The organism is Vibrio sp. HDW18 (assembly GCF_011306175.1).
Lineage (GTDB): Bacteria > Pseudomonadota > Gammaproteobacteria > Enterobacterales > Vibrionaceae > Vibrio > Vibrio chanodichtyis.
Map to the genome: position 1 here is coordinate 285476 of NZ_CP049914.1, position 14791 is coordinate 300266.

The window sequence follows — 14791 nt, forward strand, 5'->3', positions numbered from 1 at the left end:
CGATTGTATGCAGGATATTTTTGGGGAGCTTACATGTTTGACTTGACGCTAAAACAGCAGCAAAGGTTAATTATCGTGGCATTTTTAGCGATACCGTTGACCTTACTGTTTACTTTTTCTTACTACCCGGCCAGTCAGCTGTTTTATATGAGTGTGACCGACTGGGATGGTTATGCACCGGTAAAAAACTTTATTGGCTTAGAAAATTACACTTACCTTTGGCACGAGCCAGATCAGCTACAACCGCTGTTGGTTACCTTGTATTACTTTGCTGGTGCAGTGATTCAGCTAACCCTTTCACTGTGGTTTGCGGTGTTAGTCAACTCGAAATTGGCGGGGCGAAATCTCTTTAAGACGTTGTTATTTATTCCATTTGTATTAAATGCTGTCGCCGCCTCTATGGTGTTTCAGATTTTTTACCAAGTGGATGGCGCGCTAGATAGCTTTTTGATCTTGATAGGATTAGAGGAGTGGATCAAACCGTGGTTGATGGATCGTAATGTCGTCAATTGGGCATTGGTTGCGGCATCCATATGGCGTTATTTAGGCTTTAACCTGATTTTATTTTTTGGTGTACTGCAATCCATTCCGCAAGATCAATATGAAGCCGCCCGCATTGAAGGGGCGAGTGAATTACAACAGTTTCGTTTTATCACCTTACCCTCGATTAAATTAGTGATTGGTTTGCAGGTGCTGCTGGCTTTTGTTGGCTCACTTTCGGTATTTGAAATCCCAATGATCATCACTAAAGGCGCCAATGGCACCAAAACTTTCGTGATGGCAACATTGGAAACCGCCTTTAACTTTAATGATTTTGGTCTCGCATCGGCGATGGCTGTACTGCTGCTGATGATTGTTGTCCTATTTATGATTCTACAAAAAGTGCTGTTTAAGGAAGGAAAATAATATGTCGCAACCATCAACCGCCACCAGCTATGAAGAGCAGCGACTTATCGCCAAGGTAGAGCGTTCGGAACGGGCGATGAGAAAAGCGCGTTTGAAGAAGACGTTATCCAATCCAAGCCAGGTGTTTTGGCTAACATTTAAATATTTAACCTTAGCTTTAGCTTCACTCGCGGTATTAGTTCCACCGTATTCGGTACTGATGGCTTCATTTAAAACTTTAGATGAATATTACAATACCAGCAAAGTAGGTTTCCCTGAGACATTTGCTAATTTTAGTAACTATGTCAAAGTTTTTACCGATGGCAATTTAGGCTTGGCGTTTTTTAACACTGGCACTATTTTGATGATTTCATTATTTTTTACTATCGTATTTGGTACGCAGGTAGCTTATGTATTATCGCGTTTTGATTTTCGAGGTAAAAAACTGGTTTTATTAGCCTATGTGGTTGCAATGGTCATCCCAGCGGTGACCACGCAAGTGGCTACCTTTGAAGTGATTAAAAGCTTAGGGTTAATTAACCATAAAGCGGCAGTGGTATTATTGTATATTGGCGCAGATGTGGTGATGATTTATGTCTTTTTACAATTTATGAAAGGCATTCCGGTTGAGCTTGATGAAGCGGCTAAAATGGAAGGGGCTTCGTATTTCCTTATCTACCGTAAAATCATTTTGCCATTGTTAAAACCAGCGATAGCCACGATCATTATTTTACGCACCATCTTTATTTATAATGACTTCTATTTCCCATTGCTGTATTTACCGGAAGCTTCTCAGGTGACGGTCTCGACAGCTTTGTATAAATTCACTTCAGTATTTGGTACGGAATGGACCACCATTTCCGCTGGGATTGTGATTATTTTAGTGCCATCGATTGTGATTTTCCTCACCTTGCAAAAACAAATTTATGCTGGTGTCACCAATGGTGCAGTAAAAGGCTAAGAACAATGAACTCTTGCTCCCCATTAATTATTCTGTGTCATTGGCTTACTCGCTTAGCGTGGCTAAATCTGGCTTGGATTGGCTTTAGTCTGTTGGGGGGCGTGTTATTCGGTGTTTTTCCTGCGACGGTGATGGTCTGCGTCATGCTGCGTCGTTATCTCAATGGCGCCGCCAAGGTGACGATGAAACAAATGTGGCAGCAATATAAGCAAGAGTTCATGCCCTGTAATCAACTTGGGTGGCTGTTACTGTTACCGACTGGCTGTGGATTGTGGTATGTGCAGTGGGTGGTTATTCATGCTGAACGTACTTGGGCAATATTGGCGTTGAGTTTTTTACCCGTGGCGTGTTTGGTATTGCTGGTGAGCTATTGTGTTTTAATTATGCAAGGTTGTTATCATGCCAATAATATTTCTCAGCGCATAGATCAAGCATTGTTATTGCTAAAGCAAGAAAAAATAGTGTTATTTTCTTCATTGGGTGTGCTGGTGATTTGTTTATTGTTAACGATGTTAATGCCAATATTGGGATTATTTTATGGCTTATCACCATCGTTATTGACCGCGGTTGGTTTATTATGGCTTAAGCGTGATGAGTTAAAGCGCTATTGAGCATTTTAATTCAACGCCTAAAATTTTAAGAGAAAAGATTATGTTAGAGTTAACCCAATTTAAACAACAACTGAATGATGAAGCAAAAAATATTTTGGAGTTTTGGTTAGGCTTACAAGATAACCAACAGGGTGGTTTTTATTGCTATGCAGATTTTGTCGGTAAGATTGATCCACAACATAATAAAGCGGTGTTATTGCATTCGAGAATTTTGTGGACTTTTTCTGCCGCCTACCGAATTTTGGGTGATGATCGCTATTTGCAAGCCGCTCAGTATTGCTATCAATTTATTATTGAGAAAGCGCTCGATCAGCAGTATGGCGGTGTTTTCTGGTTGTTAGACAAAAATGGTAACGTTGTGGATTCGCAAAAGCATATCTACAACCAAGGCTTTGCGATTTATGCACTGAGTGAATTTTATTTGGCGAGTGGGGATCCACAGGCGCTCGCGGTGGCGATGTCGTTATTTGAATTGATTGAGTCGCATGCGTTTGATGCGACCTTTGGCGGCTATCGAGAAGCGTTTGATCGCACATGGGATCCGATTGAAAACCAATTGGTGTGTGATACCGCAGAAGGGGTATTAGCTGAAAAATCGATGAATACTCATCTGCATGTTTTAGAAGCTTACACGCTATTGCATCAAGCCAGCCAAGATCCTCGGGTAGCGTCACAACTGGCTGCGCTGAGTCAAATTATGGCCGAGAAGGTGGTCAATGATACGTTGCATTACGGGCTATTTTTTACTCGTGACTGGCGCTGCGTGTCACAGGATATCTCCTATGGGCATGATATTGAGGGCACATGGTTGATGGATGCCGCGGCGCAACAGCTTTCGGATGCACAATTGGCGGCCAAAATTGTCGCGCAAAGTAGTGCAATGGCGGAAATCACCGCTCAGCAAGGGATAGATCGCGATGGCGCGGTATTCAACGAATTACGTGAAGGGCATCTGCTTGATTGCGATCGAATTTGGTGGGTTCAGGCCGAAGCTATGGTCGGGTTTTTTAACGCTTATCAAAAAGATCGCCGCCCACAGCAGTTAGCCAATGCCCTTGGCTGCTGGAAGATTATTCAACACCAGTTAAAAGATCATCTCAATGGTGAATGGTATTGGAAAGTGAACCGCTGTGGGCAGCCTTATCGCAACACGGCCAAAGTCGAGCCTTGGAAATGCCCATACCATAATGGACGCGCTTGCCTAGAAATGATTAAACGAATTACCGATGTAGAGCAGACTGGTCAAGTCGTTCAAGCAACGGCACGATAACACGAGGATGACATTATGCACGCTGTAGAAGTAAAACAACTCAACAAAACTTTTGGAAAAACCGTCATCCTAAATGACATCGATTTGGAAATGGAAGCGGGTGGCTTTACCGTGTTACTCGGCCCATCTGGATGTGGTAAATCGACATTGCTGCGTTTAATTGCCGGTCTAGAGGATGTCACATCGGGTCAAGTTGTGATTGGTGGTAAGGATGTCACTCTCGCGGATCCGAAAGATCGCGATATCGCGATGGTGTTCCAATCTTATGCATTATTTCCGCACATGACTGTGGGTGAAAATATTGGTTTTGGTATGAAAATCAATAAGAAACCAGCAGATCAGATTGCCAAGCGAGTGCAAGAAGTGGCGGATATGCTGCAAATTGGTCACTTATTGGATCGCACTCCTGCTCAATTGTCTGGTGGCCAGCGTCAACGGGTGGCGATTGGCCGCGCTTTGATGAGACAGCCGAAAGTCTTTTTGTTTGATGAGCCGCTCTCTAACTTGGATGCTAAGCTGCGCGGCGAGATGCGCTTAGAGTTGAAAAAACTACATACATCGCTGGATTCGACAATTATTTATGTGACTCACGATCAGATTGAGGCGATGACTTTAGCGACTAAAATTGTGTTGCTGAACAAAGGTATTCCTCAGCAAATTGGCACCCCTTATGAAATTTATAATCAGCCTGCCAATGTGTTTGTGGCTAAATTTGTCGGCTCACCACAAATTAACTTACTGAAAGGTTTTTTATATCAAGAAGGCAATCAGTGGGGGGTGCTAGTGGATAATGTTTGGATCCCAGTGAAGGATTATCAATTTACCACTAAGCCGGTGAATGACCGCAAAGTGTTATTTGGCATCCGCCCTGAGCATGTGACTCAATCCCCCCTCAACAGCCATTTTGAATTGACACTGCCAGTCAGTGCTTTTGAAATGACCGGCTCGGAAACCTTGGCTGAGTTTGATATGCATGGTCAGGCGTTAAGAGCTAAATTAGATGCCAATTTAAAACTGAATAATGGCGATGCATTGAAACTGCATATGAATCTGCACAATGTTTCGATTTTCTGTGCCGCTACCGAAGAGCGACTGTAATCGATTGGCGGCGTATCGGTGAGCGTATCGCTAAAGTGACAAGTCATCCCACGCTATTTTGCGCGGGATGGCTTGAGGTTATTTACCCTAATATTTCAACAAGATCGGTGAATTACAGTTCCATCTGCTTGATCATTCCTGCTTCAGCATGCCCCGGGATGTTACAAGCAAACTCCACTTTGTTGTCACCTTGGAAATGCCATAACAGCTCTTTGGCTTTGCCTGGTTTTACGGTGACAGTGCTGCCGCTGTCGTGTTCATGGTTACCCATTTGACGCATCATTTGACGGTGTTTCAGTTGCTCCGCGGCTGAGCCAATCGAAAATTCGTGATCGATTTTGCCTGTGTTCATCACCACAAACTGAATATGCGAACAGATGAAAAGCGCATTTTATGCCTTAAATGAAAAAATTAGCCGTAATTTAAAGCTTTACCCTAGGGGAAGGTCAAGTATTATCTGAATAAAATGAGAAAATAGGCGGTGATGCTCGGTGAGCCGATCCGCTTCAACTGATCTGCGTGCGATAGCGCTTAGGGCTCACGCCTGATTTACGTTTAAACACCCGCGAGAAATAGAGTGGATCGCTATAACCGACAATTCGACCGATATGGTTAACCGAATAGTTGGAAGTGACGAGCAACTGTTTGGCGCGGCTGATGCGTTGATCATCGCGCCATTCGGTGATAGTCATGCCGACTTCGGCACGAAATAAATGGCCTAAGCGCGAAGCGGATAAGCAAGTAGCAGCGGCAATATCTTCGAGGCTAAAGTTGAGCTTCAAATTTTGGGTCATGTAATTCATCGCTTCAATCACCCGTGGATCAAGCGCTTTACTGACCACATCCGGTTGAATGGTTTTACAGCGGATCAGCAGTTGTTCGAGCAGATTAATCGCCAAGTCATTGCGGTAAGGCAGATCGGATTTTGCTACGTATTCAATATCAATAAACAGACGTTCGATTTGTGCAATGGTACTACTGTCTAAGCCTTGGGTTAAATAGACCCCGTTGGCCTGATCATGCCAGTGTAGCCAATCATGCCAAAAAGCCCTTGGCCGAAAATAGACCCAACGATGAAACCAAGAGGCACTGTCTGCTTTACGCTGATAAAAGTGGGTCGCACTGGGGGGAAACAGCAATAAATCGCCGGTTTTGACATCAAAGGCGTGTTCGCCTTGGAAAATAGTACCCTCACCTTGGCTAGTGAAATTGATGATGAAACCTTTCATACCATTAGGACGGTCGATGGCAAAGTCCAGTTCATCCCCTTCAATAATCGGCGTTAATCCTGCCACAAGGTGAGCATCGAAATTATATCCGGGCTTTAATGGGTCGCTGTTTTGCATACATCATCTTTATCGATTTTTAACGCAGTGTATTCTGCAGCGGATTAGCTGTCACCGCGATTGCTCACAGTTTATCCAGAATAATCCACTGTTTAGCTGAAAATGCTTCTCTGAACAAATCGGTTTTTTGAGTTTTGGCGAGAAATTCACTGGGTAGCCCATTTCTGTGGTGCTGCCACGCTGACGCTGAGAGGGAGCAAGCGGCGGGCGGTACATCGCTGGATTGTGGTAGATGTTGAATGGTGTGGCGGATATCTAAACGAGTCGGTACCGCATTACGAGCCAAATATTCAATCACCAGCGCATCATTGACAAAGTGGTAGTTGATGTTAATCGATAGGGTTTCTGCATGATCAATCTGACACCATTGCTCTAATCGATCCAGTTTGTGGCGAAAGCGCCAGTTGGCGCAGTGCATGGCAATCGGCTGTCCGTTATTCATCACTGCCATCTCGCCGACATAGCGAGTTTCACCATTCCATTGCAGCTCAAAATTAGCCGAATGGGAGGTCGAGAGTTTGAGGGTCCACTGGGCCTTATTTAACCGTAGCCAAGGCGCGGCAGCGAGATCGGTATCATTCACAAATTAACTCCAGAGTGCTCCCCTACGGGAGCACCTGTTCGGGTGGATTAACGCCGGTAGTATACGCCGTTATTGCGCAATTCTTGCTTGAATTGACGCAGATTGGTGTGATTATCAATCACCACCATTTCTAGGCCAAGGATTTCCGCGTAGTCGGTCAGGGTTGCGAGGCTGACTGCTTGGCTGTATACCGCATGATGCGCGCCTCCTGCATGGATCCACGCGGCCGCGGCGAGGTTAAGATTGGGCTGTGGCTCCCACAAGGCATGTGCAACTGGCAAATGGGGCAGTGATTGCGGTGGCGTTACGGTGTCCACTAAGTTGACAACCATTCTAAACCGCTCACCCAAATCAATGATTGACACATTGAGTGCCGCGCCCGCCTGACCACTAAAAATCAAACGCGGAATATCACAGCGGCAGCCGATCGTGTGGCGGTGAATTTCTAACTTCGGTTGTGCTGCGGCGATAGAAGGGCAAACTTCTAACATATGTGCCCCTAAAACCTGGCCTTTACCACCGAAATTGTAGGTGTAGTCTTCCATAAACGAAGTGCCACCCGCTTTGCCTTGCCCCATCACCTTCATAATGTGAGTCAAGGCGGCCGTTTTCCAGTCACCTTCGCCACCATAACCAAAGCCTTTGCTCATCAAACGTTGGGTCGCGAGCCCCGGTAAATTGGTCAGCCCAGTTAGGTTTTCAAAGGTGTTGGTGAATGCTCCGGCGCCAACCGAGGTTAAGAATGCCTCCATCCCCAGCTCTAAACGCGCTTCTTGGATTATCAACCGTTTTAAGCTTGCGTCACTGAGCAGTGAGTCGGCCATTTGGTAGGTTGAGGCGTATTCATCGAGCAGATGATTCACCTCTGAATCGGTCACTGCGTTTACCACTTCACTTAATTCACCGAGCCCGTACGCATTGACTTCATAGCCAAACTGGATTTGCGCCGATACCTTATTGCCTTCGGTGACCGCCACTTGGCGCATGTTGTCACCAAAACGGGCCACTTTCAGTTGCTGACCCGCATTGACCCCGATGGCTGCGCGGCACCAATCATCAATTTCGCTATGTACGTGTTGATCTTGCCAATGTCCGACCACCACTTTGCGTTCAATGTTCAAGCGAGTGCCGATGAAACCAAACTCGCGACAACCATGGGCGCTTTGGTTCAAGTTCATGAAATCCATGTCGATTTCATCCCACGGCAGTGCGGCATTGAATTGAGTGTGCAGATGTAAGAAGGGCTTATTCAGTTGGGAGAGTCCGGCAATCCACATTTTGGCGGGCGAGAAGGTGTGCATCCACAGCATTAAGCCAATACAGTCCGGATCATTGTTGGCCGCACGGCAAACCGCGAGAATTTCGTCTGGGGTTTTTACCGTGCCTTGGTTGGTGATGGCAACTGAGATGTCGGGCGCGACATTTAATCCAGCGATAATCGCGGCACTGTTATGCGCGACACTGTCTAATACTTTCGGTCCGTACAGGTGCTGTGAGCCTGTTATAAACCAGACTTGTTTTTGATTAAAAATCTTCATCATCTTTCCTTATTGCTTGGTTTGACCGTAGTAGGCGTTAGCGCCGTGTTTGCGTAAGTAATGTTTGTCGAGTAGCGCTGGGTTAAGCGCGCTGACTTGTGGGTTGATTTGTAGAGTGTGCAGAGCCATTGCCGCAACCACTTCCACCACCACCGCGTTGTGTACCGCTTGGTGGGGATCTTGGCCCCAAGTGAAGGGTGCGTGCTCTTTGACTAAAATACCAGGGCAGGCCATCACATCGCTCTCAGCGATAGTTTCAATGATCACTTTGCCTGTATTGAGTTCGTAATCATGGGCGATTTCGGTATCGCTCAATGCCCGTGTACAGGCAATTTGACCGTAGAAATAATCGGCGTGCGTGGTGCCGAGGGCTGGAATTGCTCGCCCTGCTTGTGCCCAAGCCGTCGCTTGTGGTGAATGGGTGTGTACAATGCCACCAATAGCTGGGAATTGGCGATAGAGCGCTAAGTGAGTCGCGGTATCGGAGGAAGGCTGCAGATCGCCGCCGATGATTTTTCCTTGCAGATCCACCACGACCATGTTTTGTGCACTGAGAGCACCGTATTCCACACCACTCGGTTTGATCACTACTAAGCCGGATTCACGATCGATGCCGGAGGCATTGCCCCAAGTAAAGGTGACTAAGTTGTGGCGCTGCAGATCCAGATTGGCTTGCCACACCTGATGGCGCAGATGATCGAGTCGTTGCGCAAGTGGCATGCTGAGTTGACGTGCGATGGAGTCAGACATCTTAACGCTCCTGTGCTTGGTGAAAGTTCGCCATCTGCTCAATATGCTGACCGAACTGACGATAAGTCGCGTAACGGTCGGCGCGCAGAGTTTGTTGATCGGGTTGAGGTAAGTAACTGTGACGTATCGGACTGGCCATCACTTGTTGTGCCGCTGTGGTGGTCGGGTACACGCCAGCGGTAACCGCGGCAAATATCGCTGCGCCGAGAGCACAGCACTGATCCGATTCCACAACAATGATTTCTCGGCCAATTACATCAGCGCACATCTGCATGACATACGGTGATTTTTGGGCAATACCACCAATCGCTATCACCCGCTCAACATTGACCTCTTGCTCAATAAAACCATCGACAATCGCTTTAGCGCCGTGGGCCGTCGCTTCAACCAAGGCGGCAAAAAGAGCGGGTGCAGTGCTGCCTAGATTTAAATCACACAGCGCGCCTTTTAAACGTTGATTGGCGTGAGGGGTGCGGCGGCCATTGAGCCAGTCGATGGCCGCTGGAGTGTTGTGGTCGATAGCTTGCTGCTGGGCTGCCTCAGTCAGTAGTGTAATTAGTTGCGCGCTAATTTGTTTGGCCGTTGGTGCAAAATCGGGGTGCTGTTCGGCGTAAGCGTGTAGTGGCCACATCAGCAGATTTTTGAACCAAGCGTACAGATCACCAAATGCCGATTGGCCCGCTTCGAGTGCCAGTAGCTCTGGCATTGCACTGCCTTGCACTTGTCCACAAATACCATGAATGGTGCGATCGCCGACTTGCTCTGCCTCAACCATCAAAATATCACAGGTCGATGTGCCGATAACTTTGACCAAATCATGCGCACCAGCGCCGGCTCCCACCGCACCCATATGGCAGTCAAACTCACCAATCGCAATGGTAATGCCAACGGTTAAGCCGAGTTGTTCAGCCCATGACTGAGACAGGTAGCCCGCGGCTTGATCAGCGGTGAACACTTCGCTGAACATACGCTCGCGTATGCCATCAAGAGTTGGCGAAATCGCACTGAGAAACGCTTGGTCGGGTAGGCCTCCCCAACTTTGATGCCACATGGCTTTATGTCCAGCGGCACAAATACCACGGCGCAAAGTGTGCGGATGCTCGGTTGCCGACAAAATCGCTGGGATCCAGTCACACAGCTCCACCCAACTGTAGGCGTGTTGGGCCACGAGTGGATCTTGTTCGCTCACCCAGGCGGCTTTGGCCCATAGCCATTCCGAAGAGTAAACCCCGCCGATGTAGCGGGTGTAATCGGTAAATTGACCAGAGTGGGCGAGTTGATTGATCCGTTCGGCTTTCGCTACCGAGGTGTGATCTTTCCAGAGCACAAACATCGCATTTGGGTTGTCGGCAAACTCGGGCCGTAACGCCAGAATGGTACCGTTTTCATCGATCGGCGCGGGGGTTGAACCAGTCGTATCCACGCCAATGCCGACAATGGCCGCACGGATGTTGTCTGGCACTGTCGCCAGCACTTGTTGCATCGCGCTGGTCATCGCTTCCAAATAATCGAGCGGATGGTGCCTAAATTGAGATTGTGCTGGCTGGCAATAGAGCCCTTGCATCCAGCGCGGATAATAGACTACGGCGGCAGAGACTTCACCACCGGTCTGTGCATTAACAATCAGTGCCCGTACCGAGTCGGATCCGAAATCCAAACCAATCACATGCGGCTGAGGGGTTTTGTTTGTATCCATAACTGCTCCACTTTTGCTCAGCAAACCAAATTTTGTCCAAGTTATAGCGGTAGCATGGCGCTTATCCCATAAATCTGTTTGCTGATTTTATGGATAAAAACGTCATGGAGTTTTTTTTGTGTTGTGACTTGCAGTTTGTGGGGGTGGGGCTAAGTTAGCCACATTTGCGATTTTGTGGCTAAATTTGCTTATTTTATTGGCATGAATAAATCATGCTCGATATGAATGCGAGCTGAGTCATATCCTCTATGGCTAAGTTAATGGATAAAAGCGCTACATTTTTTGACTGTGATTATGGTCACTAATAAATATTGTTAAATCTACAACTATGAATAGCGAACACTCACCTCTACCAGTGGATGGATAACAATGAAACTAAAAAAACTACTCACAATCGCTGCTCTATCTGGCGTTACCGTACTCAGTGCCTCAGCCAATGCATTTTTTGGTTCCAATGATGATACGAGACTAGGTTACCTCGTTAAGCAACCTGAAGAGCCGTGGTTTCAAACTGAATGGTCATTTGCGGAAAAAGCCGGTAAGGATTTGGGCTTTCAAGTGATAAAAATGGCGGTACCGGATGGCGAGAAAACCCTCAATGCGATTGATACATTAGCCGCGCAAGGGGCGAAAGGATTTGTCATTTGTACGCCAGATCCCAAGTTAGGTCCTGCGATCATGGCTAAAGCCAAAAGTTATGATCTCAAAGTAGTCACAGTGGATGATCAGTTCCTCAACGCACAAGGCGAGCCGATGACCGAGGTGCCATTGGTGATGATGGCCGCTACCGCGATTGGTGAGCGCCAAGGGCTTGAGCTGTACCAAGAAATGCAAAAGCGTAATTGGGATGTCTCAACCACGGCTGTGATGGCGATCACCGCCGATGAGCTGGATACGGCACGTCGCCGAGTCAGCGGCTCTATCGCGGCGCTGAAACAAGCGGGTTTCCCAGAAAGTCAAATCTACCGTGTACCGACCAAAACCAATGATATTCCAGGAGCACTGGATGCGGCTAACTCACTACTGGTGCAATACCCGAATGTGAAGCAATGGTTGATCGTCGGCATGAACGATAACACCGTTCTCGGCGGAGTGCGTGCCACTGAAGGCCAAGGCTTTAATGCCAATAATGTGATTGGCGTTGGCATCAATGGAGTCGATGCGGTGAATGAACTGGCCAAGTCGCAACCGACCGGTTTCTATGGCTCATTACTGCCTAGCCCAGATGTGCATGGCTATAAAAGTATTGAATCGCTCTACAAATGGGTGAAAGAGGATCTTGAACCCGAGAAGTTTGTGGAAGTGACCGATGTGGTACTGATCACCCGTGACAACTTCAAAGCTGAACTAGCGAAAAAAGGGCTATAAGCCGATTGGCGATGACGGTCACACTGGCCGTCATCCACTCATTTACGGAGAGTATGTTATGGCAACGTCCCCGTCTTATCTTGAATTTCGAAATATTTCTAAGCATTTCCCGGGTGTGAAGGCTCTGCACAATGTCAGTTTTCGCGCGGATGCCGGCAGTATTCACGCTTTAATGGGGGAAAATGGGGCTGGTAAATCAACCTTATTGAAAACGTTAAGTGGTTTACACCAGCCGACCGAAGGTCAAATCGCGATTGATGGGCAACCCGTCGTGCTCAATTCAACCAATGATGCGCTTGAGCACGGTATCGCGATTATTTATCAAGAGCTCAACTTAGTTCCTGAACTGACGGTGGCGGAGAACATTTATCTAGGGCAATTACCAACCCAAGGTGGCCGAGTTGATACCGAAACCCTTAACCGCAATGCACGAGTTCAACTGCAGCGTTTAGGTGAAACCTTCGATCCTGCTTGTCCATTGAAAGCGTTGTCGATCGGTCAATGGCAAATGGTGGAAATTGCCAAAGCACTCAGCCGCAATGCACAAATTATTGCCTTTGATGAGCCGACCAGTAGCTTGTCACAACGTGAAATCCAAAACCTGTTCAAAGTGATCCGTGAACTGCGTGATGACGGCAAAATCATTTTATATGTTTCACACCGTATGGAAGAAATTTTCGAGCTGTGCGATGCGATCACTATTTTCAAAGATGGCCAACATGTGCAGTCATTCTATGCGATGTCAGAGCTGACCCATGATCGCTTAGTGGCTCTAATGGTTGGGCGTGAAATTAATGATATTTACAACTACCGACCACGTAAGTTAGGCGAAAGTGGTTTGCGTTTAGCAAACGTTGAAGGCCCAGGCTTAAGTGCCCCGGTATCTTTAGATATTCAGCAAGGGGAAATCCTTGGACTATTTGGCTTGGTCGGCGCTGGTCGTACCGAGTTGACCCGCCTGATCTTTGGTGCGGATAGAAAAACCGCCGGCGATCTTTATCTACACGATGTCAAAGTCAGCGTGAAAAGTCCGCGCGATGCGATTCGTCTAGGGATCACGCTGTGTTCCGAAGACCGCAAAGCTGATGGCATCGTGCCGATTATGTCGCTGCAAGAAAATACCAATATCAGTGCTCGACCATGGCACTTAAAACTGAGGAGTTTGATCGATTTTGCTTGGGAAACCTCTAACGCGACTAAGCAAAAAGAGGCGTTAAATATTAAAGCAGCATCTTTAGATCAACCGGTAGGCAAGTTGTCTGGTGGTAATCAGCAAAAAGTGATTCTGGGACGCTGGTTATCAACCGCGATGAGTGTGATTTTACTCGATGAGCCGACGCGCGGGATCGATGTCGGAGCGAAATCCGAAATTTATGAACTGATTTTTAAGCTGGCAGAAAATGGGGTAACGGTGCTGGTTGTTTCCAGTGATTTACCAGAAGTGTTGGGTATTTCTGATCGGATCTTGGTGATGAAAGAAGGTGCAGTGGCTGGCGAATTAACTCGTCAGCAGTTTAACGAACAAACCGCACTTCGTCTGGCCATGCTTGATCAGGACGATGCGGCAGCCGCTTAACATTAAGGAGTATCATTATGTCTATAACGAGTTCTACAAAAATACTCACACCGCAAGATGAGAAACGTACCTTGAGTTTTGCCGGTATTTGGGATCGCTTCGGAATGCTGATGGTGTTTGCCGGCCTGTTTTTGTTGTGCGCATTTTTCGTGCCTTACTTTGCGACCTTTATCAACATGAAAGGGTTAGGGCTCGCCATTTCGATGAGTGGCATGGTGGCATGTGCGATGTTGTTTTGCCTTGCGTGTGGTGATTTGGATTTATCGGTTGCGTCAATTGTTGCTTGCTCTGGCGTGGTGACTGCGGTGGCGATCAACGCCACCAGTAGTGTGGTGCTTGGGATTGGTGCTGGTCTACTGTCTGGAGTGGCATTTGGGCTACTCAACGGTTTTGTGATTGCCAAACTACAAATCAACGCTTTGATCACGACGCTGGCCACGATGCAAATTGCGCGTGGTTTGGGCTATATCATCTCTGATGGTAAAGCGGTCGGGATCACCGAAGAGAACTTTTTTGCCTTAGGTAATTCATCAATTTTCGGTATTCCGACCCCGATTTGGTTAACCATGATCACTTTTGCTGTGTTCGCTTTTTTGCTCAATCGCACCGTCTATGGGCGCAATACGTTAGCGATTGGCGGTAACGAAGAAGCGGCGCGGTTGGCTGGGGTTAATGTGGTGAAAACCAAGATGATCATCTTTACGGTGTCGGGATTTATCTCGGCATTGGCTGGAGTGATTTTGGCGGCACGTATGACCAGTGGTCAGCCAATGACTTCGGTCGGTCTTGAACTGGTGGTGATTTCGGCTTGTGTCTTGGGTGGCGTTTCACTGAAAGGTGGGATTGGTAAAGTCTCCTATGTGATTGCTGGGGTGCTGATTTTGGGCACAGTCGAAAATGCGATGAATCTGCTGAATATGTCACCTTTCTCACAATATGTGGTACGCGGCATCATCTTACTCGCGGCGGTGATCTTCGATCGTTATAAACAAAATCAACATAGCTAAGTTGGGCTCGTGCCATTTCGTATGGTAAAGCAGAACAAATCCCTCAGCTAAGGCCGAGGGATTTTGCGTTACAGCGCGGCTTGCTGCGACACTTAAGGCGGA

General features: G+C 47.3%; 13 protein-coding genes and 1 pseudogene. 8 read left to right on the forward strand and 6 right to left on the reverse strand.

All coding sequences use genetic code 11. The features are described 5' to 3' along the window. The first annotated feature begins 33 nt into the window (after positions 1-33). From G7083_RS13070 to G7083_RS13090, 5 genes are read left to right on the forward strand one after another with little or no spacing between them, the layout of a single operon-like run. On the forward strand, positions 34-906 hold the full coding sequence (locus tag G7083_RS13070) for a sugar ABC transporter permease (protein ID WP_166015272.1): 873 nt from the start codon (positions 34-36) through the stop codon (positions 904-906). A gap of 1 nt (position 907) precedes the next feature. Continuing rightward, positions 908-1846: a carbohydrate ABC transporter permease gene (locus G7083_RS13075; RefSeq protein ID WP_166015273.1), complete on the forward strand. Its 939-nt coding sequence runs from the start codon at positions 908-910 to the stop codon at positions 1844-1846. Between the two features lie 5 nt (positions 1847-1851). Continuing rightward, positions 1852-2457 (forward strand): DUF624 domain-containing protein, encoded by a 606-nt coding sequence (locus G7083_RS13080; RefSeq protein ID WP_166015274.1) that lies wholly within the window; start codon positions 1852-1854, stop codon positions 2455-2457. 40 nt (positions 2458-2497) lie between these two features. After that, complete coding sequence (locus G7083_RS13085) at positions 2498-3727, forward strand: AGE family epimerase/isomerase (protein WP_166015275.1); 1230 nt, start codon at positions 2498-2500, stop codon at positions 3725-3727. Between the two features lie 15 nt (positions 3728-3742). After that, positions 3743-4825 carry an ABC transporter ATP-binding protein gene (locus tag G7083_RS13090; RefSeq protein WP_166015276.1) on the forward strand — a complete coding sequence of 361 codons (1083 nt, stop codon included), beginning with the start codon at positions 3743-3745 and terminating at the stop codon, positions 4823-4825. Between the two features lie 112 nt (positions 4826-4937). Here the strand turns inward: G7083_RS13090 and G7083_RS13095 are convergent. From G7083_RS13095 to G7083_RS13120, 6 genes and pseudogenes are all read right to left on the reverse strand, one after another. Further along, a pseudogene (locus G7083_RS13095) lies at positions 4938-5192 on the reverse strand (copper-binding protein); the annotation flags it as partial. Between the two features lie 139 nt (positions 5193-5331). Beyond that, on the reverse strand, positions 5332-6171 hold the full coding sequence (gene araC, locus G7083_RS13100; protein WP_166015277.1) for an arabinose operon transcriptional regulator AraC: 840 nt from the start codon (positions 6169-6171) through the stop codon (positions 5332-5334). Between the two features lie 64 nt (positions 6172-6235). Continuing rightward, the gene (locus G7083_RS13105; RefSeq protein WP_166015278.1) at positions 6236-6754 is read right to left on the reverse strand and encodes a hypothetical protein; all 519 of its coding nucleotides are present in this window, start codon (positions 6752-6754) and stop codon (positions 6236-6238) included. A gap of 47 nt (positions 6755-6801) precedes the next feature. After that, positions 6802-8292, reverse strand: a complete 1491-nt coding sequence (gene araA / locus G7083_RS13110; protein WP_166015279.1) for an L-arabinose isomerase — start codon at positions 8290-8292, stop codon at positions 6802-6804. 9 nt (positions 8293-8301) lie between these two features. Next, positions 8302-9042: an L-ribulose-5-phosphate 4-epimerase gene (locus G7083_RS13115; RefSeq protein WP_166015280.1), complete on the reverse strand. Its 741-nt coding sequence runs from the start codon at positions 9040-9042 to the stop codon at positions 8302-8304. A 1-nt stretch (position 9043) separates the two neighbouring features. Next, positions 9044-10738 carry a ribulokinase gene (locus tag G7083_RS13120; protein WP_166015281.1) on the reverse strand — a complete coding sequence of 565 codons (1695 nt, stop codon included), beginning with the start codon at positions 10736-10738 and terminating at the stop codon, positions 9044-9046. Between the two features lie 369 nt (positions 10739-11107). Between G7083_RS13120 and G7083_RS13125 the strand changes: the two genes are divergently transcribed. The 3 genes from G7083_RS13125 to araH are packed head-to-tail and all read left to right on the forward strand — an operon-like array spanning position 11108 to position 14689. Further along, a complete protein-coding gene (locus G7083_RS13125; RefSeq protein WP_166015282.1) occupies positions 11108-12106 on the forward strand; it encodes an arabinose ABC transporter substrate-binding protein in 999 nt (332 codons plus the stop codon). Positions 12107-12164: 58 nt separating this feature from the next. Next, positions 12165-13682, forward strand: a complete 1518-nt coding sequence (araG, locus tag G7083_RS13130) for an L-arabinose ABC transporter ATP-binding protein AraG (protein ID WP_166015283.1) — start codon at positions 12165-12167, stop codon at positions 13680-13682. A 17-nt stretch (positions 13683-13699) separates the two neighbouring features. Continuing rightward, positions 13700-14689 carry an L-arabinose ABC transporter permease AraH gene (gene araH / locus G7083_RS13135; RefSeq protein ID WP_166015284.1) on the forward strand — a complete coding sequence of 330 codons (990 nt, stop codon included), beginning with the start codon at positions 13700-13702 and terminating at the stop codon, positions 14687-14689. Positions 14690-14791: the final 102 nt, after the last annotated feature.

Excerpts from the sequence above, each read along its gene's own strand:
- araA (WP_166015279.1), bottom strand. The coding sequence starts at position 8,292 with ATGAAGATTTTTAATCAAAAACAAGTCTGGTTTATAACAGGCTCACAG.
- G7083_RS13090 (WP_166015276.1), top strand. The coding sequence starts at position 3,743 with ATGCACGCTGTAGAAGTAAAACAACTCAACAAAACTTTTGGAAAAACC.
- G7083_RS13120 (WP_166015281.1), bottom strand. The coding sequence starts at position 10,738 with ATGGATACAAACAAAACCCCTCAGCCGCATGTGATTGGTTTGGATTTC.
- G7083_RS13070 (WP_166015272.1), top strand. The coding sequence starts at position 34 with ATGTTTGACTTGACGCTAAAACAGCAGCAAAGGTTAATTATCGTGGCA.
- G7083_RS13125 (WP_166015282.1), top strand. The coding sequence starts at position 11,108 with ATGAAACTAAAAAAACTACTCACAATCGCTGCTCTATCTGGCGTTACC.
- araH (WP_166015284.1), top strand. The coding sequence starts at position 13,700 with ATGTCTATAACGAGTTCTACAAAAATACTCACACCGCAAGATGAGAAA.
- G7083_RS13080 (WP_166015274.1), top strand. The coding sequence starts at position 1,852 with ATGAACTCTTGCTCCCCATTAATTATTCTGTGTCATTGGCTTACTCGC.
- araG (WP_166015283.1), top strand. The coding sequence starts at position 12,165 with ATGGCAACGTCCCCGTCTTATCTTGAATTTCGAAATATTTCTAAGCAT.
- araC (WP_166015277.1), bottom strand. The coding sequence starts at position 6,171 with ATGCAAAACAGCGACCCATTAAAGCCCGGATATAATTTCGATGCTCAC.
- G7083_RS13075 (WP_166015273.1), top strand. The coding sequence starts at position 908 with ATGTCGCAACCATCAACCGCCACCAGCTATGAAGAGCAGCGACTTATC.
- G7083_RS13085 (WP_166015275.1), top strand. The coding sequence starts at position 2,498 with ATGTTAGAGTTAACCCAATTTAAACAACAACTGAATGATGAAGCAAAA.
- G7083_RS13115 (WP_166015280.1), bottom strand. The coding sequence starts at position 9,042 with ATGTCTGACTCCATCGCACGTCAACTCAGCATGCCACTTGCGCAACGA.